Genomic DNA, 19,164 nt, shown 5'->3' with positions numbered 1-19,164 from the left:
AAACCGGAAACCCGGAGGCTTTGGAATGATACCGGAAATTGGGCAGTTTGCCCTGGCACTCGCATTGGCCGTGTCTTTGGTGCAAAGCGTATTGCCCTTGATTGGAGCAGCACGGAATAATGTCATATGGATGCGATCGGCAACTGCGACCTCAATCCTGCTTACCGCGCTGGTCGCCATCGCCTTCGCCGCCTTGATGTGGTCGTTCGTGGTCAGCGATTTCACCGTGCTAAATGTGGCCAGCAATTCTCATTCGCTGAAACCGATGCTTTTCAAGGTGGCGGCAACCTGGGGCAGCCACGAAGGGTCGCTGCTGTTGTGGATTCTGATACTGGTGGTTTTCGGGCTGGGCGTATCTCTGTTGGCTCGGAACATCCCACTGAAACTCAAAGCGCGCACCTTGGCGGTGCAAGCGTGGATCAGCGCGGGTTTTTTGTCTTTTATGCTGTTCACGTCAAACCCGTTCGACCGGGTGTTTCCAGCGCCGCTGGACGGTCAGGATCTGAACCCACTGTTGCAGGATGTGGGTCTGGCTATGCATCCGCCGTTTTTATACCTGGGTTACGTCGGCTTCTCGATCGTCTTTTCCTTCGCCGTGGCAGCCCTGATTGAGGGGCGGGTCGATCCGGCATGGGCGCGGTGGGTGCGGCCTTGGACACTGGCGGCCTGGGTGTTCCTGACACTGGGTATCGTGCTGGGCAGCTGGTGGGCCTATTACGAGCTGGGTTGGGGCGGCTGGTGGTTTTGGGATCCGGTCGAAAATGTCTCGTTCATGCCCTGGCTGGCTGGCACAGCACTGTTCCATTCGGCCGTCGTGACCGAAAAGCGCGGCAGTTTCAAAAGCTGGACGATCCTGCTGGCCGTGCTGACCTTCTCGTTGTCCTTATTGGGGACATTTATTGTCCGTTCAGGCTTGCTTACATCGGTCCACGCGTTTTCGGTCGATCCCGAACGCGGCATTTACATCTTGGGGCTGCTGGCCGTCGCGATCGGTGGTTCTCTGACACTTTTCGCCATTCGCGCGCCTGAAATGGAGGGTGGCGGTCTTTTCGCCCCGATCAGCCGCGAGGCAGGTTTGCTTATTAACAATCTGCTGCTGGCAACCGCAACGGCGACTGTTTTATTCGGCACGCTTTACCCGTTGTTGCTTGAAGCCGTTACAGGCGAAAAGATTTCGGTTGGACCACCCTATTTCAATGCCAGTTTCGTTCCGATCATGCTGGTTTTGGTCGTTGTGATGGGGATTGGGCCGCTATTGTCGTGGAAGCGGGCGGATTTGCGCGGTGTGCTGCACCGTCTGAAGTGGGTAGCTGGACTTAGCCTGCTTGCGGCGTTGGTTGTGTGGTATTTGGATACCGGCGGACCTGCCCTTGCGGTTCTGTCCATCGGCCTTGCGGTTTGGCTGCTGGGTGCTGTGCTGACAGAATGGGCAAGCCGAATTAAGCTGGGTGAGGCACCGCTGGTCGAGTCCCTGCGTCGTGCTCGCAACTTACCGCGTTCGCATTACGGCATGGTCGTAGCCCATGCGGGGCTGGCGGTCTGCATGATCGGATTCATCGGGTCCAGCGCGTGGAAGTCTGAGGTTGTGACCTTTGCCGAACCCGGAACACATATCGAGATTGCCGGGTTCGACGTGCGTTTTGACGGTGTAGAGCAGCTTCGCGGACCAAACTACGTGTCTCGCATGGCCACCCTGACGGTGTTTCGCAATGGCGCTTATGTCACCACGCTTAAGCCCGAGCGCAGGGCCTACTTCGTCGCGGGCACCAGCACGACGGAGTCGGCAATTCGCACCACGTTGGCAGGGGACCTTTATGCCTCGATATCGGAACCGGCGGCGGAATCGGAACAGAGCAAATGGACCCTACGTATCTTATATGAGCCATTGGTGGTCTGGATCTGGATCGGTTCAGGTTTGTTGGCATTGGGTGGGGTCTTGTCTCTCACTGATCGGCGTCTACGCGTCGGTGCACCACGGAAACGGACCGGGCCGGGCTCCATTCCGGTAGCGGCGGAGTAGGGCAATGAAACGTCTATTTGCACTGTTTCCAATTACGATTGCCGGCATCCTGGGCGCCTTCCTGCTATGGGGACTGAACCCCGATCGCGACCCGAACGAAATCCCGTCAGTTTTGATCTCGCAGCCAGTGCCTGGGTTCGACCTGCCGCCGGTTGATGGGCTGGATACCGATGGGCTGTCCAGCACCGATCTGGTGAAAAATGACGGATCGGCTCCGATCGTGGTCAACGTGTTTGCGTCCTGGTGCGTGCCCTGCCGGGCCGAACATGCAGTGCTGACGCGCATGGTGCGCGATGAGGGCATTCGCCTGATGGGTATCAACTACAAGGACAAGCCGAAGGACGCACGGAAATGGCTTGACGATCTGGGCAACCCTTATGAGCGCATCGGTTCCGACCTAGACGGTCGTGCCGGGATTGAATGGGGGATTTCCGGCGTGCCTGAGACCTTTGTGATTGATGGTGCGGGTAAGGTCGTATTCCGTTTTGTTGGCCCGGTGCTGGGCGACGAGGCAATTTCAAGGATGCGCACCGCGCTGGATCAGGCGCGAGCGAGCGGAGGAGAGGCGTCATGATAGGTCGCTTTGTGATCACTTTAGTCATTCTGGCGGCGCTGGTATCGCAGCCAGCATTCGCGGTTGAGCCTGACGAGTTACTTGCAGACCCGGTTCTGGAGCAGCGAGCACGAGTGATTTCGAAACAGGTGCGCTGTGTAGTGTGCCAGAACCAAGACATCGACAGTTCCAACGCTGGTGTTGCGCGTGACCTTCGCCTGCTTGTGCGCGAACGGCTGGTGGCAGGAGACACGGACCAGCAGGTTATGGATTTTCTGGTTGCGCGTTATGGCGACTATGTTCTGTTCAACCCGCCATGGAAGCCTTCAACGTACATTCTGTGGGTTGCGCCTATCGTCATCCTGGGGCTGGGCGGCATCGCAACTGCAGCGGTCTTGATACAGAATGCCCGACGATATCGAAAGTCGCGAAAACAAGAGGCGGAACACGGCGCGAGCGAAGAACAGAAACCCGAAAGCCATTCACTCACGGAGCCGCAAGCATGATCTGGATTATCTTTTCAATCATAGCCTCGGTGGTGTTTCTGACGCTCGCCCATTCCGGTATGTGTCGCAAGACCTCTAACTTGTCGCGACGCGACAGCGCCTCTGCCATCTATGCCGATCAGATCGGCGAAGTGGAGAAGGACCTGGAACGGGGGATCATCTCGGCCGAGGAGGCCAAAGCTGCCAGAGCTGAGATAGAAAGCCGCCTGAAGGCGATCGACCGGCAATCGGACGGTGGGGAGCCGATGGTGGGCCATTCCGGGCGCGTACTGGTGCTGCTTGCCGCGCTGACAGTTCCAGCGCTTGGAGCCGGTCTCTATTGGCAACTGGGTAGTCCCGACATCCCCAGCCAGCCGTTTGCCCAACGCACGGGGGAGCAGGCTGAAGCCCGCAAAATAGCCGACCTTGCCGTGCGCCTGAGGTCGCGGCTCGAGGCGGATGAAACCGGCGGGCCTACCGAGGGATGGGTGTTGTTAGCTCAGACCTATATGCGTATGGGACGATTTGGTGAGGCCGCGGACGCGTTCGAGGTTTTGCTGGACCGGCCCGACGCAAGCTCAGCGCTGGTGTCGCAATATGGCGAGGCGCTGGTCTATTCTGAGGACGGTATCGTTACCCCAAAGGCCGAGCGGGCCTTTGACCGAGCATTGGAGCTGGACCCGTCGAACCCAGCTGCGACATTCTACAAAGCCGTTGGTTTAGAGCAGGCGGGATCGCCTGATAAGGCCTATGACCTACTGAAGACGCGGATGGAAGCCGAAGAGGGATTCCGGCCGTGGATGGAGAGTTTTGCGGCCCAGCTTAACCGCATCGCCCCATCGATCGGACGGGCGCCCGTGGATCTGGCGGCCTTAGCCCCTTCCATTCCCGGCCCGACCGCCGATCAGGTGGCGGCGACCGAGGAGATGTCAGACGAAGACCGGCAGGTCTTCATCCGCTCGATGGTCGAAAGGTTGGCGAATCGGATGAAGGAAAACCCAAGCGATCTGGACGGCTGGATGCGGCTGGGCAACGCCTATGCTGTCCTGGGCGAGAATGAGAACGCACGTAATGCGTATGGCAAGGCGCAGAAGCTTGCCGAAAACCTGTCGCAGACCGACCCACGCAAGGCGGAGATCGCCCGGTCGCTTGCAGAGTTGGGGGCCTGATCGCTTGCAGCTTATTGGTTGGCCGCCCGTCTGATCGGCGCGGCCTTGTCCAGCGCGTCCAGCACCGCAGCGGTTGACAGTATCTCGGGCAGGGCGATGCCCTCAGGGGCTGACGGTCCGTAAACAATGTTGAAAGGGATGCCAAAGCGGCCATTGTCCTCTAGGAAACGGGCAATCGCATCGTTGGGGCGGGTCCAGTCAGCCTGCATCGGAATTGCCTTGTCCGATTGCAGCATCGCCAGAACATCGCCACGTTCCAGCACCAGTGCCTTGTTGGCCTTGCAGGTCAGACACCAGTCGGCTGTGACATCGATGAAAACCACTTCGCCGCGTGACACAAGGCGGGCGATTTCGGGGCGGCTGAAGGTAATCCACGGGATCTCTCCGGTCGGCTCAAGTAGGTCGGCCTGGTCTTTGCTGGCAGTCGCAACTGGGATCGCCAGTGCTGCGGCAAGAGGCAGCAACAGGGCTGTCCAGCGCAAAATCGGCGGCAGCGTAGCGCCTGTCCAGATCACCAGGACCAGAACAGTTGTAGCCAGTGCCGTAGCGGTAGCAGCGGTGTCTCCGGCGACGCCGGCCATCACCCAGACCAGCCAGCCGATCGTAGATAGCAGCGTCGCCGACAGGACCCATTTCAACCCTACCATCCAGCGCCCCGGTTTGGGCAGTGCTGCAGTAAGTTTCGGGTGCACCGCAACCAGCAGGTAGGGAATGGCCAGCCCGACCCCCAGCGCGGTGAAAATTGCCACGATGTCCATCGGCTGTCCGGTCAAGGCAAAGGCCACCGCTGTGCCCAGGAAGGGGGCCGAGCAGGGCGTCGCCAGAATCGCAGAGAAGGCTCCGGTCAGGAAATCGCCGATCAGCGGCACGCGGCCCTCGTCGATATGGGCCAACCGGGTGTTCAGTGACTGCGGCAGCGTAATCTCGAACAGGCCCGCGAGGCTGGTCGCGAAAACCGCCAGCACCACAATCATCACCGCAAGAAACAGAGGGTTTTGGAACTGGATGCCCCAGCCGACGGAATAACCCAGCGACCGTGCCGCGATAGTGACCGCTGCAAGCAGCCACATGAAAGCCAGGATTCCCGCTGCCGAAGCCAGGAACCCGGCGCGTATCTGCGCGGAGGAGCGGTCATGCGCCTTTACAGCCGAGGACAGCTTGATCGACAGCACTGGCAGCACGCAGGGCATGACGTTCAGGATCAGTCCACCGCCCACCGCCAGCAGAATGATCCAGACCAGCGTGCTGCTCGAGATTTCGGCGGCGGCGATTTCATATGGCGGCGGGGCAGGGGGGGCGTCGGTACGGGGCGAAAACTCTGCCACGCGGTTAGTGTCAGTCACCGTGACGGACAAGGCAGGGGGTTCCTCCGCCAGAGCGAGGACCGGGAACTGTACCCACAGCCGACGCCGGTCGCCAGCGAGCCGGATGTCGGGAGCACCAAACGCGGTGTCGCGCCCCATGTCGGGAAAGATGTCGGGTTCATCAAAAGGCAGGTCGCTGGTGAAACTCAGCGTCAGCGTCTTGGACTCGGCGTCCAGTGTTGCGGCGTCGGACGCCATTCCGCTGGTGTTCCCAGCGGTTGGCACCCGCGACATGAAGGCATTGAGAATCCGTGTCGAGTTCTGATCTCGACTCGCCCCTTGGGTTAGCGACAAGTTCAGCGCAAACTCGACCGGCACACAGATGTTGGAACAGACCAGCGTTGTCACGGCGGCCTTCAGGTCAACTGGCGCTCCGGGGTTCTCGAGTGTAACGGTCAGCGGAAAGACCACTTCGTCCTTGTATCCGAAGTTCTCAATCCCGAAGGCGCGAAATCGGATAGGTGCAGGCCAGTGGAACTGCACGTCGCTGACGTTTCGCGACCCATCCCAGGTGATCTTGGGCGGAATTCCCACTTCGCCCGGTGATCTCCAGTAGGTTTTCCAGTCTTCACCCAACTTCAGGTGCAACCCCGCAGTGATCGTCTCGACGCCGGGCGCGATCCCGTCCTGTGCGGTAATTAAATGGGCAACCAAGGGTTCTGATTCATACGCTTGGGATATGGCTGAAAAGCTTGGCCCGGCGGAAATGAGTCCAAAGACCAAACCACAGATCAAAAGCCGGAAATTCAGGAGTATTCTCGACATAACGCGTCGCCATCGGTTGTTTTGCACCCGTCCCTGCCAGATTCCAGCGCTGGAGGGTCAACGGGCCGGAATGTCACATCCCTGCAGTCAGCTCACAAACCCCTCGCGGCCGTCGGCGCAGATGAAATAAGCCCCGCCATCCGCGCCCTCCCATTGAACCTGGCAGCCTTGGGGCAGAGTATATTCGAGCGGCGGTTGTAGAGGGCACAGCTTGGGACGTGGTGCACAGGCCACTAGCGAAAGAGCGGTCAACGACACGGCGGCCAACCTTGAGCACCGAGACTTCATGATGGTAGATTATTGTCGGGATACAGCGTTTAGTCCTACAGAGGCGTCGGTAGCCTTCGGCCGTTCAGCTTCCGATTTGGTCGAATGGCAGGATTTTCCCATCGCCTTGTGCAATAAGAAATGTGCCCCGACGCACAGGATCAGCGGTGCGAACAGGCCCAAAGAGTCAGAGAGTCCGCCAACCGTCCCGCCAGCCATGAAGTAGAAAACGATCGGCAGGACCATGACAATGCAACAGGCCATCATGCCCCATTTCATGATATTGCCACCGGTACCCGGTGTTGCCGCTTGCGGCGCGTCGGCGGTCTGATTGTCTTTCACGTTCAGCTCCAAAATTGAGATTGGAGACCTCTGGTAGCGCCTTCCCGCGATGGAGGGTCAAGCTGTTTTAATGCGCAGGAGCGCTATTTGCCCAAACCCGATTTTTTTGGAATACACGAGCAACGCTAACATGTTGTTTTTTTGAAAATTGGAAATCCAGAATTTTGGTTTGTGTCTACCACCGTTAAAGCAATCTATGTCGAACAGTCTCCTATTTGGGTGTTGTCACGCTAACTGTAGTTCGGTTGCTCTTGTTTGGATTTGGACGTGGGTCGCATCGATGAGTTCATCATCCATGAACTATAACCGTCACCGATTTTCTCCTCAGATCATTGCCCATGCGGTGTGGCTTTATCGTCGCTTTAATTTGAGCTTGCGCGAAGTTGAAGAAATGCTGTTGGTGCGCGGGATCGATGTGTCTAACGAAACTGTCCGGCTTTGGGTCATCAAATTTGGGCCGGTGATCGCTTGATGCTTGCGACGGCGGCAGGGCCATCCAAGCGATGTCTGTCACCTCGATGAAGTTGTTGTATAGATCTCAGGTCGCAAGTATTGGCTTTGACGCGCGGTCGATCAGCATGGCGTGGTGCTGGACGAAATACTCCAACCCAACGGGACAATCTGGCCGCAATACGGTTGTCGCGCCGCCCGATAAAGCGTCTTGGCTTCATTCCAAAACGGATCGTCACGGACAAGCTCCGCTCATATGGTGCCGCCAAGCAGGAGATTGCTCCGGGTCTGGATCATTGGTCGCACAACGGGCTCAACAACCGTGCCGAAAGCGAGAGCAGACGATGCAAGGATATCGGTCTCCAGGAGGTTTGCAGAGGTTTGTGGCCACCCACTCAGCCATACCTAACTGCTTCTGTGTCCCCGCACGATGTCGCTCCGCTTTAACAATCCAATACCATCGTCTCGAGGCGTTTGACACCCGGAACGCCGCCACTCGAGCTGCTTGACTTCAGGGCACCAGCATTCCGTGGTGGCCCGGAAGTTTACGTGACAACACCACTGTTTGGCCTGCTGGACGACGATCTGGAACTGGCCATAAGGGTGGTACTGCTCCATTGGATGCTCGGCTACTTTCACCCTTACTCCGTAGGCAATGGCCGTATCGCCCGGTTTCTGATGTACGTTTTGCTGGCTTCGGGAGGGTATCCTTGGATGGTGATCCAAATGCAGGACCGAGCCGAATGTATGAGCGCGCTCGAAGCCGCGAGCGTTTCAGGAGATGTATCCCTTTTTGCAAGGTTTATCGCCGCAAGGCTCGGCGCATGATGAGCCAAAGAACCGATGCAGCCTGTGTCTTGAATGCTAATATTTAGACCACCAATTGATTTGAACGAATAATTGAATGGACATATCGGATTGTGCGGCTGATTGTTTTCACTCATTTGACGGGTACGGAAACCAAAACAAGCAACAGGAGCGCTATCAATGCTGACCAGACGACATTTTGTTGCAACATCGCTCGCCATTTTCTCTCAGCCAGTTTTCGGAGTGGCATCGGCGGCAGCCTCGCAATGGTCAGAGTGGGATGCGCAAGTGACGCCGATCAATTTTGATCCCGCAACATCCAATCCTTGGGGGCTGCACCCGCGTTTCCTGCCTCAGCGCGTGCAAACCAATCGAGCACTTGTTCCGGGTGACATCCATGTCGATGCTGTGGCACGATATCTGTATTTCATCGAAGACGGCGGCACGGCAATGCGTTACGGCGTAGCCATTGCCCGAGGTAATCTCTACGAGCCCGGTATCTACACGATCAAGCGAAAGGCCAAATGGCCGCGCTGGACTCCCACCGCCGAAATGATTGAGCGCGACCCTGAGGAATATGCTCAATTTGCGGATGGTGTGCCCGGTGGACCGACAAACCCATTGGGATCAAGGGCGTTGTATTTGTACGAAGGTGGTCGCGATACATACTTGCGAATTCACGGAACACCTTACCCAAGATCCATCGGAGGTCGCGCAAGTTCAGGCTGCGTAAGGATGGCTATGCCGCATATCATCGGGCTCTATGATCGTGTCAGGGCAGGGTCCACGGCTCATCTCTATCCTCCCGAGCGGATATTGACCGCGACCAGTTGACAGGCGTTTGTCAAGCGCGCGTACAGATCGGGCGCCCGTCAATTGTCCTGAGTGGCAGGAAGGTTGTTTCGACCGGCCCAACGTAGCGATACCAATAGCACCCGTCCTCGGGCATGATTTTCACAGCGGTCAGGTCCTGACCCGGGGCCGCAATTTGGGCAACGGTGTCCGGAACTCGGGAGATCGTTCCGGGCTCGCTTTCTGCGGAAAGCGATGTTGTTTCTGTACAGGCGCTGACAAACAAAAGTGCGGCCAGTGCGTGCAGAGCATTCTTGGAGGACATTGTGTTAAGCCCACGGTGATTGTCATTTGTAGTAGCTGATACCTTCGCATCGGCAGGTGATCACATCAATTCACCAAGAACTAAGCGATTGTTAGCGTTGCTTTTTTGTGCTCCGCTAATTCAATAAAAGCCAAGTTCGGCTTGAAGCGGCTTAGTAACGTGCCCAAGAAAATTGTTTTGCCACAATGATTTGATGATATGAGCCTGCCTTTGGGGCAAAATCCCTGCGCTATCGGTTACGACCTGCCAGACGAAATATCCCTGATACAAAGCCTTTTGCGTGTTGACCTTCCAGCGCAGGAACCGGGCATAGGAAATATTTGAGTCGAGATACAAGAACAACCGGTTGGGATGGCAGGTATGAAACAGAGCAAGGATAGAGGGGCAATTTCGCGACGCAGAGTAATGGCCGCGTTTGCTGCGACGACGTTTTTCCCCGCACCGGCCGTTTTGGCCCAGTCCGCGGAAACCGAAGGCACACGCCGCAATGTGTCGTCTTTCCGTGTTGCTAAATGGCAAGATCACTTCGATACGCTTAAGAACGGTGTGATCCTCTCCGATACACAGTCGAAAGTGTTACAATATTGGTCAGAAGACGAAAGTATCTATCGGATGTATCCGACTAGCGTGCCGCTCACGGAAGACCTTACAAGGTTGGGCCACACCACGGTTACTCGCAAGGTCGAAGGGCCATCTTGGCGACCGACGCCGGCAATGAAAGAGCGCAATCCTGCATGGCCCGACTATGTAGGCCCGGGTCCTGAGAATCCTCTGGGGACACATGCGCTCTACCTGAGCTGGCAATATTACCGCATCCATGGCACCAATGACACGCGCAAGATTGGTAGAAGATCCTCAAACGGCTGCATTGGCTTGTACAACGAGCAGATCGCGGATTTGTTCGAACTGGCCACTGTGGGCACGCAAGTAAAACTGATCTGACCTTGGTCAAGGCGACTTTCTGAGCCGGAAGCTAAAGTCCGATAACTGACAATCATGTGAAAAACTGAGATGGATAAACTTACACTCTTGATAGGCGGAGTAGTGATCGCAGGCGCTGCCGGGTTCGTCTATAATCTTAATCAGCAACCATCAGGTCACTCGATGACGCCTCCTGATACATCAGCGCTATCCCCCGGCGATCCAATAGAAGACGTCAAATTGCCAGAGCAATTCGGCCAATTGGCAACGGTCGGCAAGGTAGCGTTCGACGCGAAGTGCGCTGCGTGTCATGGTGCGAATGCAACTGGCCTGGAAGGGTTGGCTCCTCCGCTGGTGCACAAAATATACGAGCCCAGCCACCATTCGGATGAAGCATTCTACCGTGCAGCGCAGAACGGCGTTCAGGCACACCATTGGCAGTTCGGCAACATGCCGCCGGTCGAAGGCTTGACCCGTGCGGACGTAAAAGGCATCGTTGCGTATGTTAGGGAATTACAGCGCGAGAACGGGATAAACTGAACCGTGAAACGCAAGGCAGGCAGAGCAATCGGGTACTGGATTCTGGCGGTAAGCATCTTTATCGCCGGATTTCTGGTCGTCTCGGAACCTGCATTCGCCCACGGCAACGATGGCACGATGCACGCACCGCTTGTAATTGAAACACCGGATCCCGAGCACGTTGAAAATGGCCATCCTGGCCATTGCCACGGCGGTTCTTTTTGCAATGGTATTGCGATGGCCGTAGTGCCGCCAGCAGCACCCGAGTTGGCCTCGAGGATGGATCGTCAAACCATTCCAGCGGGCCACTTCCGGGTGTTGGCCGTCTCTTTCTTTGATCCACCTCCGCCACGCATCCTGTCCTGATTGACCAAACCTTGCCCCAATTGGGCGCATTGAATCAGACATACAGGATAAGACAATGACCATTTTGAAACTGACAGCAGGCGCCGCATTGGCGTCGATTATCGCTGTGACGGCGCTGGCGCACGGCGGTGCCACCGGCATCGTAAAGGAACGCATGGACGGCATGTCCGCACTGAAGAACAGTATGAAAACCCTTACGCCAATGATGCAGGGCAAAACCCCCTATGACGCCGATGTGGTCCGGCGCGAGGCGGAACAGATCGGTCGCCATGCTGGCGATAGCATGACCCGGCTATTCCCGGACGGCTCTGGCGGCAAACCCTCAGAGGCCAAACCGGAGATTTGGTCAGATTGGGATGAATTCTCAGAACTTGCCGAACAGTTGCACACCTATTCCCAAGGATTGGAATTGGCGGCCGAGAACGGGCTGATGGTGGCAGGAGCAGGGCAGGGTGCCAGCATGATGGGCAGCGAATCCATGATGGGTGGTGGTTCTATGATGGGTGCCGGGATGATGGACGGCAGTCCAGATCAGGCACAAATGTCAGATATGCCAGCAGATGCAGTATTCATGATGCTGAGCCAGACCTGTTCTTCGTGTCACACGCGATTTCGGTCGGAATAGGAATGCGTCATGAGACCGATATTCCGATTGGGCCTTGCTGCCGTCGTCACGGCGTCAGCGGGACTTGTTGCCGTGATGGCTTGGCCGATTGGCCAGCCGTTGCAATCGCTCGACATTCAGGGTGAGGTTAACCGAGGGGCTTATCTGGCAAGGGCCAGTGGTTGCATCGCCTGCCACACAAATTTTGCTGAAGGGGGATCACCCCTGGCGGGCGGGGTAGAGTTGGATACGCCGTTCGGCACGCTCTATTCACCGAATCTGACCACTGATCCCGATCACGGGATCGGTGATTGGACCGTCGAGGAGTTCGCCCGTGCAGTGCGGCAGGGTGTGTCGCCCGATGGACAACCCTATTACCCGGCCTTTCCTTATCCGTTCTACGCCAACTTCACGGATCAGGACATCGCCGATCTCTGGGCTGCATGGCAAACGGTTCCACCGGTAGCGGAACCGTCAAAAGAGCAGGAAATGGCGTTCCCCTTCAATCAGCGGTGGGGCTTGAAGCTGTGGCGAGCGGCTTTTCTCAAACCGCCCCGGACCGATCCTGTGCCAGGTAATGATGATGTATGGAACCGGGGCCGTTTACTGGTCGAAGGTGCCACGCATTGTGCGGCCTGCCACACAGGGAGGAACCTGGCTGGCGCAAGGAATTCGGACACCGAACACTTTAAGGGAAGTGACTCTCTGCCGGGCGGTGACAAGGCGCCGGCCATCGATTTTGAAACCCTGCAAATGCGGGGTTGGACAGTCGACAGCTTGGCCTATGCCCTGCGTACCGGCATCATGCCTGACGGCGATGTGTTCGGTGGCGCCATGGGTGAGGTCGTAAACTATGGGACCAGTTTCCTGACTGACGATGACCGGAAGGCCATGGCGACTTATCTATTGGACGTACACGATGGGGGATAGCTCAGCGAGGGACCAAGTATTCTGTAGAAGGAAACCTTCATGAAACTCAATCGCAGGCATTTCGTTGCAGGCACGTCGGCGCTGCTCGCGATGCCAACTATTGGGAGGGCGGCTACCGCCCCCCAAATAATCGAGGCGCGTTCAGGATTGGCACGTGTTGCCCCCGACAGCTATCCTGAAACCGAGATATGGGGATATGATGGCGGTGTTCCGGGCCCCGAAATTCGTGCCCGGCAGGGCGAAACGGTTCGCCGGACACTCCTGAACTCACTGCCTCAGCCTACGGCAATCCATTGGCATGGGCTGCGGGTTCCAAACAACATGGATGGGGTGCCGGGTCTTACGCAGGAGGCTGTACCAACAAGCGGCGAGTTTCAGTATGACTTGCCTTTGAAGGATGCGGGAACCTTCTGGTACCACTCTCATAACCAGTCAACGGAACAAGTGGCCAGGGGCCTTTACGGCGCGTTCATCGTCGACGAAACGGACCCGCCGGACACGGATCGTGACATTACGATCCTGCTGGATGACTGGAGGTTGGGTCAGGACGCCCAAATCGTCGATGATTTTGGCGCGATGCATGACTGGACGCATGCAGGCCGAATGGGAAATTACGTTCACGCGCACATATCGCCCATGACAGAAGTTTTGACGAACCAACGTTTGCGACTTCGAATGGTCAACGTGGCAACTGATCGGATCATGTATGTCTCAATAGGTGGCGCAAACGGGAAACTGGTCGCTTATGATGGCATGCCTGTAAGGCAGCCAGAGGATTTCGAAATCCTTGTTTTCGGACCTGCACAGCGAGCAGACTTGATCGTCGACGTCACTGCGGAATCGAACGAAGTCGTTCAAATAACTCTTCACGAACGCGATGAATCATTTGTCATCGCTGAGATCCCGGTTTCGGGAAGCGGTTCATCTGCTAACCGCGGTGAGATCGTAGCTCTGCCACCCAACCCTGTTTCTTTTCTTGAAGATGTTTCTGACGCCTTAAAGGTTCCATTGGTGATGGAAGGCGGGGCGATGGGCGGACTGCGTCAAGGTACTTACAACGGCCAAGTCATGAGCGCCAATGAGTTGGTTCAGGAAGGACAGATCTGGACATTCAACGGTGTCGCTGGGTTGCCCGAAGACCCGCTCGCTTCCGTTTCGCGTGGCGAAATAATCCGGATTCAGATGCAGAACGACACTGTCTTTGCGCACGCCATGCACTTGCACGGGACGCACTTTCAGGAAGTTCTGCCGAACGGGAGCCTAGGACCGCTGCGAGACACAATACTGGTTGACCGGATGGAAACGCGGGAGATTGCGTTCGTTGCGGATAACCCGGGGGACTGGCTGTTTCATTGCCACATGCTGTCGCATCAGGCCGCTGGTATGAAGACCTGGCTGAGCGTGGTGTGATGAACAAGAGCGCGGCGAAATGGGTGTCACTGGCTGCTGTGGTGATCATTGTCGCGGTCGCTGGCTGGGGCCTGAGTGGGCGTGCACAGAACAGTGCATCGGCGGATTCGGCACGTGGTGCAGTTTTGTACGCCGAAAACTGCGCGTCATGCCACGGGGCAGATTTGGAGGGTCAGCCGGATTGGCAAACACCCGGTGCAGATGGCGTACTACTGGCACCGCCACATGACCGAACAGGGCACACGTGGCATCACGGCGACAAGTTGTTGTTCGACTATACAAAGCTTGGCGGGGACCAAACACTGAAACAGATGGGTGTAACTGATGTCAAAAGTGGCATGCCAGGTTTTGGGGACACTATGTCGGATCAGGAAATCTGGGACATCCTTGCCTTCATCAAGGAAAGTTGGCCGGATCGGGAACGCAAGCTGCAAGAGCAGCGCACCGAGGCAGAACAAACGGAAGGAAACTGATGTGAAACGAATATTTGCAGGCTTAATCGCCGTCGCCATGTCGATTGGTGCTCCTATGGCGAGCGCTGACGAGTTGACTGAAGCCGATGTGAAGCGGCTGGCTCTCGAAGCCGTTCTGGAAAACCCGGAGATCATCATGCAGGCGGTGGAACTGCTTCAACAGCGCGAAGAAAAGGCAAAAGCCGAAGCAATTGGAAACGTTTTGGAAAACCAGCGTGAATTGCTTGAACAGGATTCGAACGCACCCGTCATCGGAAATCCAGAAGGCAATGTAACAGTTGTCGAGTTCTTTGACTATAACTGTCCATATTGCAAACGCGCTGCACCTGTCGTGAAAAGCGTGATAGCAGGTGATTCCGATGTGCGAGTTGTTTATCGAGAATGGCCCATACTCGGAGAAGGTTCCGTCTTCGCGGCACGCGCTGCGCTTGCCGCACGAAACCAGGGAAAATATGAAGAGTTTCATTGGGCGCTTATGGCTCTGAACGGCCGTGCCAACGAGGCCAGTGTCCTGAAGGTAGTTCGGGAACTTGGCCTAGACGAGGATCAATTGCGCGCAGATATGGAGGCGCCGGAAGTCGACGCGCATATTCAGGTGTCCATGGAATTGGCCCGGCAGCTTGGATTCAGTGGCACCCCTTCATTTGTGATTGGTGATGCACTTGCCCCGGGGTTGATCGCGGAAGATGAAATGACCCGACTAATCGAGGCTGTCAGGGACGCAAGGTAGAGCCAACGGGGGCGACAGCATGTGCTCCCCCAATTTTCATGCGACCGTGGCTTCGTATCCCTCGGATTTCAGGGCTGCAAGGATACGATCAAGTGGATTGGCGCTTAAGACACGTACCGTGCGGTTTTCCATTTCAAAGTCCAACTGTGCAGACGAATACACCCTAGCGACGGCTTTTTCGATAGCTGACTTGCAATGCCCGCAGCTCATTTCTGGGATGTTTAGGGTCGTCATGGATGTTTGCTCCTGCGTTCCGGTGTCCCGGCTAGAGTATTCCAGCACAGGAAGGTCAAGTCGTGATTATTGGATCGCCAAGATTAGTGGGAAAATAGTCAACCGCATCCCTTGACCTTCCACTTGCTGGAACCCTTATGTTGCCCGTCAGCAGAATATTAGTGGTGACAATATGACTGAAAATTCACATGTGCGGTTTCAGGTTCAGGGTATGAACTGCGCTTCCTGCGTAGGACGGGTCGAGCGCGCGCTGAAAGCTGTTCCAGGGGTAGATGCCGCTTCGGTTAATCTTGCCAGCGAAAGCGTTCAGGTCGATTTCGCCGATCCAGCTGATAAATCGGCCATTGCTGATGCGCTAAGCAGCGCCGGATACCCGGTACGGACCGAAGAGGTCACTTTGGATGTGCAGAACATGTCCTGCGCATCATGTGTAAGGCGCGTTGAACGCGCCTTGCAAGCTGATGATGGCGTATTGTCCGCGTCGGTCAATCTGGCCACCGAAAGTGCTACTGTGCGTTATGCAGAGGGTGTCACCACGCCTGAATCCATCGCGGCACTTGCGGCATCTGCAGGCTATCCGGCGACCCTGCGATCCGCGATGCAGACCGAACCACAAGACCGCAAAGCGGCAGAGATCCGACAGTTGGCCCGACGAACAAGCTTTGCCGCCTTGCTCGCTTTGCCGGTTTTCATCCTTGAAATGGGCTCGCATGTTATTCCGGGCATGCACCACCTGATTGCCAGTACGATCGGTATCCAGAACAGCTATTACCTACAGTTCCTTCTGACCACGATCGTTCTCTTTGGGCCAGGATTGCAGTTCTATACAAAAGGTTTTCCGTCCTTGTTCAAAGGCGCGCCGGACATGAATTCCTTGGTGGCCTTGGGCACTTCGGCGGCCTATGGGTTTTCGCTTATCTCCACCTTTACGCCAAGTATCCTTCCGGCGGGAGCCGCAAACGTCTACTACGAGGCCGCTGCGGTAATCGTGGTTCTTATCTTGCTGGGGCGGTTCCTCGAGGCGCGCGCCAAGGGTCGAACTGGCGAAGCGATCCGCAAACTGGTTGGTCTGCAGGCAAAAACAGCGCGAGTCGAGCGCGACGGATCGGTTGTTGAGCTTCCGATTGAGCAAATCGTTGTGGGCAATCTTGTGCACGTTCGCCCGGGCGAAAAGATCGCGGTGGATGGTGCCGTAATGACCGGCGCGTCATATGTCGATGAGAGCATGATCTCCGGCGAGCCGGTTCCTGTCGAAAAGACCGAAGGCGCAACTGTGATCGGAGGGACCGTAAACGGCGCTGGTGCATTGACGTACCGGGCCGAAAAGATCGGCGCAGACACTATGTTGGCCCAGATAATCCAGATGGTCGAACAAGCACAAGGTGCCAAGCTTCCAATTCAAGGCCTGGTCGACCGCATCACGCTGTGGTTCGTGCCAGTGGTGATTGCTGTAGCCGTTATGACTGTGTTGGTTTGGCTTGTGTTCGGACCCGATCCCGCGCTCAGCCTGGCGTTGGTGGCCGGGGTTGCGGTACTGATCATCGCCTGCCCCTGCGCCATGGGGTTGGCCACACCAACCTCAATCATGGTCGGCACCGGGCGCGCGGCCGAAATGGGCGTGTTGTTCCGCAAGGGCGACGCCCTGCAAATGCTACAGGAAACCACTGTTGTTGCGGTAGACAAGACGGGGACCTTGACCGAAGGGCGTCCGGAACTGACCGATCTGATTGTGGCCGAAGGAATGACCGAGGATGAGGTTCTGCGCCTTGTTGCGGCCGTCGAGGTTACATCCGAACATCCAATCGCCACGGCCATCGTGCGCGCGGCTGAAACCCGTGGTCTGGAGCTTCCCAAGCCAGAAGACTTCACGTCGATCACCGGCTACGGGGTAAGCGCCTCAGTCGAAGGCCATACAATCCTGATAGGGGCCGACCGCCTGATGACCCGAGAAGAGGTTGAAATGGGCGCGCTGTCTGATCGAGGCGCTGAACTGGCAATCAACGGAAAGACTCCGCTTTATGCTGCCGTAGACGGGGTTATCGCGGCCGTAATCGCTGTGGCGGACCCAATCAAAACCACCACGCCAGACGCAATTGAAGCTTTGCACGGACTGGGCCTGAAAGTAGCGATGATCACCGGCGACAATACCGCTACTGCCAAATCCATCGCGGCGCAGCTTGGCATCGATCATGTCGTGGCCGAGGTTCTGCCCGAGGGTAAAGTATCTGCGTTGCAGGATCTGCGTTCAAATGGCGGGAAACTGGCCTTTGTGGGTGATGGTATCAATGATGCACCCGCGCTTGCGGCTGCTGACGTAGGAATTGCGATCGGCACAGGCACTGACATCGCCATCGAGGCGGCTGACGTCGTTCTGATGTCAGGCGACCTGACAGGCGTGGTCAACGCTTTCGACATTAGTCAGAGAACTATGAGTAACATCCGCCAAAACCTGTTCTGGGCGTTCAGCTACAACACTCTGCTCATACCGGTTGCAGCGGGGGTGCTTTATCCGTTTGGTGGCCCGCTGCTGTCGCCGGTATTAGCTGCAGGTGCCATGGCTCTGTCCAGTGTATTTGTTTTGACCAACGCGCTGCGGTTGCGTTGGGTAAAGCCCAACAAAGTTGGCCGAGAGCAGAGCTCAAAAAACACCGAGCAGGCGCTGCGTTCAGCGCCTGCTGAATAGATTAGGAGAACCGCTGTGAATATCGGAGATGTAGCAGAACGTTCGGGTTTGCCAGCCAAGACCATCCGCTATTACGAGGATATCGGTTTCATCAAACCCAGGCGCAGCCTGAATGGATATCGCCATTTTGACGAAAAGGAGCTGCACAAGCTGGCCTTCATTGGGCGAGCCCGTTCTTTGGGGTTCACCATTGAGGATTGTCGCTCGCTACTCGCGTTATACGAGGATAAAGAACGCGCAAGCGCAGACGTGAAAGAAATCGCCAAACAAAACCTAAATGAGATAGATGCCAAGATTACAGACTTGAAGGCCATGCATGCAACACTGACTCATCTTATTGATGAATGCGCCGGTGACCATCGCCCTGACTGCCCGATCTTAAAAAAACTCGGCCAATCTTAGCTGCGTTCGTCTATAAACTGCCTCCAGTTTTGGCAGTTTGAGATTTGCACTCGCGGAAATCTGCCTTTTAAAATGCAGCGCTTCAAATCACCTGCTTTTTTCACTGCCTGGCTTGCACACACGCCACGATCGCACTACGTGTGCGGAATGGAGTGTAAGTTTGTCTCTGTGTTGCGAATGACGTTATTAACATGCGTCTGCTTGGCGATGACATTCGTCGGCACCGTTGCTGTCGCGAGCAGTGACATGAAAAGCAGTAACACCCATGACCGTTACGGTTTGTCACTCGTTGCTAAGTTATCAGACTTCAAACACGACCATAGCGGTTTACATCCTACGACCGGCCAATTCCACGTGAATCATAACGGAGAATGCCATTCGGGCATCTGTTGCGTTGGTGAATATCCGGCCCATGTTGGTCTTTCTTTATTGGCCGCAGCTTTTGGGCAGCAAGACCATAACATGGCTACGGACACCCATATTTCCCAAGAGCTTCTGGCTCCCGATCGTCCTCCCCAAATCTCCTAACATTCAAAGGCCTGCAAATGCGGGT

23 protein-coding genes are annotated in these 19,164 nt (G+C 56.4%); 19 read left to right on the top strand and 4 right to left on the bottom strand.

What is annotated here, in order from left to right; all coding sequences use genetic code 11:
• Positions 1 to 25 precede the first annotated feature (25 nt).
• Genes DHN12_RS23280 through ccmI form a run of 4 tightly spaced genes read left to right on the top strand, consistent with a single transcriptional unit; the run spans position 26 to position 4,227 of the window.
• Complete coding sequence (locus DHN12_RS23280) at positions 26 to 2,020, top strand: heme lyase CcmF/NrfE family subunit (RefSeq protein ID WP_108862325.1); 1,995 nt, start codon at positions 26 to 28, stop codon at positions 2,018 to 2,020.
• Positions 2,021 to 2,024: 4 nt separating this feature from the next.
• Complete coding sequence (locus DHN12_RS23275; RefSeq protein WP_108862324.1) at positions 2,025 to 2,594, top strand: DsbE family thiol:disulfide interchange protein; 570 nt, start codon at positions 2,025 to 2,027, stop codon at positions 2,592 to 2,594.
• A complete protein-coding gene (locus DHN12_RS23270; RefSeq protein WP_108862323.1) occupies positions 2,591 to 3,079 on the top strand; it encodes a cytochrome c-type biogenesis protein in 489 nt (162 codons plus the stop codon). Before DHN12_RS23275 ends, DHN12_RS23270 begins: the two co-directional genes overlap by 4 nt.
• On the top strand, positions 3,076 to 4,227 hold the full coding sequence (gene ccmI / locus DHN12_RS23265) for a c-type cytochrome biogenesis protein CcmI (RefSeq protein ID WP_108862322.1): 1,152 nt from the start codon (positions 3,076 to 3,078) through the stop codon (positions 4,225 to 4,227). The genes DHN12_RS23270 and ccmI overlap by 4 nt, the downstream gene beginning before the upstream one ends.
• 11 nt (positions 4,228 to 4,238) lie before the next feature.
• Here ccmI and DHN12_RS23260 read toward each other — a convergent pair whose 3' ends face one another.
• Positions 4,239 to 6,245, bottom strand: a complete 2,007-nt coding sequence (locus DHN12_RS23260; protein ID WP_234416767.1) for a protein-disulfide reductase DsbD — start codon at positions 6,243 to 6,245, stop codon at positions 4,239 to 4,241.
• A 408-nt stretch (positions 6,246 to 6,653) separates the two neighbouring features.
• Positions 6,654 to 6,965, bottom strand: a complete 312-nt coding sequence (locus DHN12_RS23255) for a DUF2933 domain-containing protein (protein WP_234416766.1) — start codon at positions 6,963 to 6,965, stop codon at positions 6,654 to 6,656.
• 295 nt (positions 6,966 to 7,260) lie between these two features.
• On the opposite strand from DHN12_RS23255, the gene DHN12_RS25285 reads away from it, so the two are divergent.
• From DHN12_RS25285 to DHN12_RS23240, 4 genes are all read left to right on the top strand, one after another.
• Positions 7,261 to 7,437: a hypothetical protein gene (locus tag DHN12_RS25285; protein WP_373455772.1), complete on the top strand. Its 177-nt coding sequence runs from the start codon at positions 7,261 to 7,263 to the stop codon at positions 7,435 to 7,437.
• 80 nt (positions 7,438 to 7,517) lie between these two features.
• Entirely contained in the window at positions 7,518 to 7,862 is a 345-nt protein-coding gene (locus DHN12_RS25280; protein WP_373455771.1) for a DDE-type integrase/transposase/recombinase, read from the top strand.
• A gap of 102 nt (positions 7,863 to 7,964) precedes the next feature.
• Complete coding sequence (locus tag DHN12_RS23245; RefSeq protein WP_159090203.1) at positions 7,965 to 8,243, top strand: Fic family protein; 279 nt, start codon at positions 7,965 to 7,967, stop codon at positions 8,241 to 8,243.
• 159 nt (positions 8,244 to 8,402) lie between these two features.
• Positions 8,403 to 9,056 (top strand): L,D-transpeptidase, encoded by a 654-nt coding sequence (locus tag DHN12_RS23240; protein ID WP_108862319.1) that lies wholly within the window; start codon positions 8,403 to 8,405, stop codon positions 9,054 to 9,056.
• 10 nt (positions 9,057 to 9,066) lie between these two features.
• Here DHN12_RS23240 and DHN12_RS23235 read toward each other — a convergent pair whose 3' ends face one another.
• The gene (locus tag DHN12_RS23235; RefSeq protein ID WP_108862318.1) at positions 9,067 to 9,339 is read right to left on the bottom strand and encodes a hypothetical protein; all 273 of its coding nucleotides are present in this window, start codon (positions 9,337 to 9,339) and stop codon (positions 9,067 to 9,069) included.
• A gap of 351 nt (positions 9,340 to 9,690) precedes the next feature.
• Here DHN12_RS23235 and DHN12_RS23225 point away from each other — a divergent pair, with 351 nt between their 5' ends.
• The 8 genes from DHN12_RS23225 (at position 9,691) to DHN12_RS23190 (ending at position 15,292) form a co-directional block, all read left to right on the top strand.
• Positions 9,691 to 10,281 carry a L,D-transpeptidase gene (locus DHN12_RS23225; protein WP_108862316.1) on the top strand — a complete coding sequence of 197 codons (591 nt, stop codon included), beginning with the start codon at positions 9,691 to 9,693 and terminating at the stop codon, positions 10,279 to 10,281.
• A 69-nt stretch (positions 10,282 to 10,350) separates the two neighbouring features.
• Entirely contained in the window at positions 10,351 to 10,800 is a 450-nt protein-coding gene (locus tag DHN12_RS23220; protein WP_108862315.1) for a cytochrome c, read from the top strand.
• A 3-nt stretch (positions 10,801 to 10,803) separates the two neighbouring features.
• Positions 10,804 to 11,145 carry a hypothetical protein gene (locus DHN12_RS23215; RefSeq protein ID WP_108862314.1) on the top strand — a complete coding sequence of 114 codons (342 nt, stop codon included), beginning with the start codon at positions 10,804 to 10,806 and terminating at the stop codon, positions 11,143 to 11,145.
• Positions 11,146 to 11,200: 55 nt separating this feature from the next.
• Entirely contained in the window at positions 11,201 to 11,770 is a 570-nt protein-coding gene (locus DHN12_RS23210) for a cytochrome c (RefSeq protein WP_108862313.1), read from the top strand.
• 9 nt (positions 11,771 to 11,779) lie between these two features.
• Positions 11,780 to 12,679: a cytochrome c gene (locus tag DHN12_RS23205; protein WP_108862312.1), complete on the top strand. Its 900-nt coding sequence runs from the start codon at positions 11,780 to 11,782 to the stop codon at positions 12,677 to 12,679.
• Between the two features lie 39 nt (positions 12,680 to 12,718).
• Positions 12,719 to 14,089: a multicopper oxidase family protein gene (locus DHN12_RS23200; protein ID WP_108862311.1), complete on the top strand. Its 1,371-nt coding sequence runs from the start codon at positions 12,719 to 12,721 to the stop codon at positions 14,087 to 14,089.
• Positions 14,089 to 14,562: a c-type cytochrome gene (locus tag DHN12_RS23195; RefSeq protein ID WP_108862310.1), complete on the top strand. Its 474-nt coding sequence runs from the start codon at positions 14,089 to 14,091 to the stop codon at positions 14,560 to 14,562. The genes DHN12_RS23200 and DHN12_RS23195 overlap by 1 nt, the downstream gene beginning before the upstream one ends.
• A 37-nt stretch (positions 14,563 to 14,599) precedes the next feature.
• Positions 14,600 to 15,292: a DsbA family protein gene (locus DHN12_RS23190; RefSeq protein WP_108862389.1), complete on the top strand. Its 693-nt coding sequence runs from the start codon at positions 14,600 to 14,602 to the stop codon at positions 15,290 to 15,292.
• A 36-nt stretch (positions 15,293 to 15,328) separates the two neighbouring features.
• Here the strand turns inward: DHN12_RS23190 and DHN12_RS23185 are convergent, their stop codons facing one another.
• Positions 15,329 to 15,526, bottom strand: coding sequence for a heavy-metal-associated domain-containing protein (locus tag DHN12_RS23185; protein WP_108862309.1), 198 nt, complete (start codon positions 15,524 to 15,526; stop codon positions 15,329 to 15,331).
• Positions 15,527 to 15,698: 172 nt separating this feature from the next.
• Here DHN12_RS23185 and DHN12_RS23180 point away from each other — a divergent pair, with 172 nt between their 5' ends.
• From DHN12_RS23180 to DHN12_RS24545, 3 genes are all read left to right on the top strand, one after another.
• The gene (locus tag DHN12_RS23180; protein WP_108862308.1) at positions 15,699 to 18,209 is read left to right on the top strand and encodes a heavy metal translocating P-type ATPase; all 2,511 of its coding nucleotides are present in this window, start codon (positions 15,699 to 15,701) and stop codon (positions 18,207 to 18,209) included.
• A gap of 15 nt (positions 18,210 to 18,224) precedes the next feature.
• A complete protein-coding gene (cueR, locus tag DHN12_RS23175; RefSeq protein ID WP_108862307.1) occupies positions 18,225 to 18,611 on the top strand; it encodes a Cu(I)-responsive transcriptional regulator in 387 nt (128 codons plus the stop codon).
• A gap of 72 nt (positions 18,612 to 18,683) precedes the next feature.
• Positions 18,684 to 19,139, top strand: coding sequence for a hypothetical protein (locus tag DHN12_RS24545; RefSeq protein WP_159090201.1), 456 nt, complete (start codon positions 18,684 to 18,686; stop codon positions 19,137 to 19,139).
• The last annotated feature ends 25 nt before the right edge of the window (positions 19,140 to 19,164 follow it).

Origin of the sequence: Ruegeria sp. Alg231-54 (assembly GCF_900143525.1) — a bacterium.
In the GTDB taxonomy this organism is placed as follows: Bacteria; Pseudomonadota; Alphaproteobacteria; order Rhodobacterales; family Rhodobacteraceae; genus Ruegeria.
Note: the sequence above shows the minus strand (reverse complement) of the source record. Positions and strands in the feature narration are given on the sequence as shown.

Bases quoted from the DNA above. Each gene is read 5' to 3' on its own strand.
- DHN12_RS24545 (WP_159090201.1), top strand. From the start codon at position 18,684: ATGCAGCGCTTCAAATCACCTGCTTTTTTCACTGCCTGGCTTGCACAC.
- DHN12_RS25285 (WP_373455772.1), top strand. From the start codon at position 7,261: ATGAACTATAACCGTCACCGATTTTCTCCTCAGATCATTGCCCATGCG.
- DHN12_RS23275 (WP_108862324.1), top strand. From the start codon at position 2,025: ATGAAACGTCTATTTGCACTGTTTCCAATTACGATTGCCGGCATCCTG.
- DHN12_RS23205 (WP_108862312.1), top strand. From the start codon at position 11,780: ATGAGACCGATATTCCGATTGGGCCTTGCTGCCGTCGTCACGGCGTCA.
- DHN12_RS23195 (WP_108862310.1), top strand. From the start codon at position 14,089: ATGAACAAGAGCGCGGCGAAATGGGTGTCACTGGCTGCTGTGGTGATC.
- DHN12_RS23190 (WP_108862389.1), top strand. From the start codon at position 14,600: ATGTCGATTGGTGCTCCTATGGCGAGCGCTGACGAGTTGACTGAAGCC.
- DHN12_RS23200 (WP_108862311.1), top strand. From the start codon at position 12,719: ATGAAACTCAATCGCAGGCATTTCGTTGCAGGCACGTCGGCGCTGCTC.
- DHN12_RS23185 (WP_108862309.1), bottom strand. From the start codon at position 15,526: ATGACGACCCTAAACATCCCAGAAATGAGCTGCGGGCATTGCAAGTCA.
- DHN12_RS23280 (WP_108862325.1), top strand. From the start codon at position 26: ATGATACCGGAAATTGGGCAGTTTGCCCTGGCACTCGCATTGGCCGTG.
- DHN12_RS23210 (WP_108862313.1), top strand. From the start codon at position 11,201: ATGACCATTTTGAAACTGACAGCAGGCGCCGCATTGGCGTCGATTATC.
- DHN12_RS23240 (WP_108862319.1), top strand. From the start codon at position 8,403: ATGCTGACCAGACGACATTTTGTTGCAACATCGCTCGCCATTTTCTCT.
- ccmI (WP_108862322.1), top strand. From the start codon at position 3,076: ATGATCTGGATTATCTTTTCAATCATAGCCTCGGTGGTGTTTCTGACG.
- DHN12_RS23235 (WP_108862318.1), bottom strand. From the start codon at position 9,339: ATGTCCTCCAAGAATGCTCTGCACGCACTGGCCGCACTTTTGTTTGTC.
- DHN12_RS23270 (WP_108862323.1), top strand. From the start codon at position 2,591: ATGATAGGTCGCTTTGTGATCACTTTAGTCATTCTGGCGGCGCTGGTA.
- DHN12_RS23225 (WP_108862316.1), top strand. From the start codon at position 9,691: ATGGCAGGTATGAAACAGAGCAAGGATAGAGGGGCAATTTCGCGACGC.
- DHN12_RS23220 (WP_108862315.1), top strand. From the start codon at position 10,351: ATGGATAAACTTACACTCTTGATAGGCGGAGTAGTGATCGCAGGCGCT.
- DHN12_RS23180 (WP_108862308.1), top strand. From the start codon at position 15,699: ATGACTGAAAATTCACATGTGCGGTTTCAGGTTCAGGGTATGAACTGC.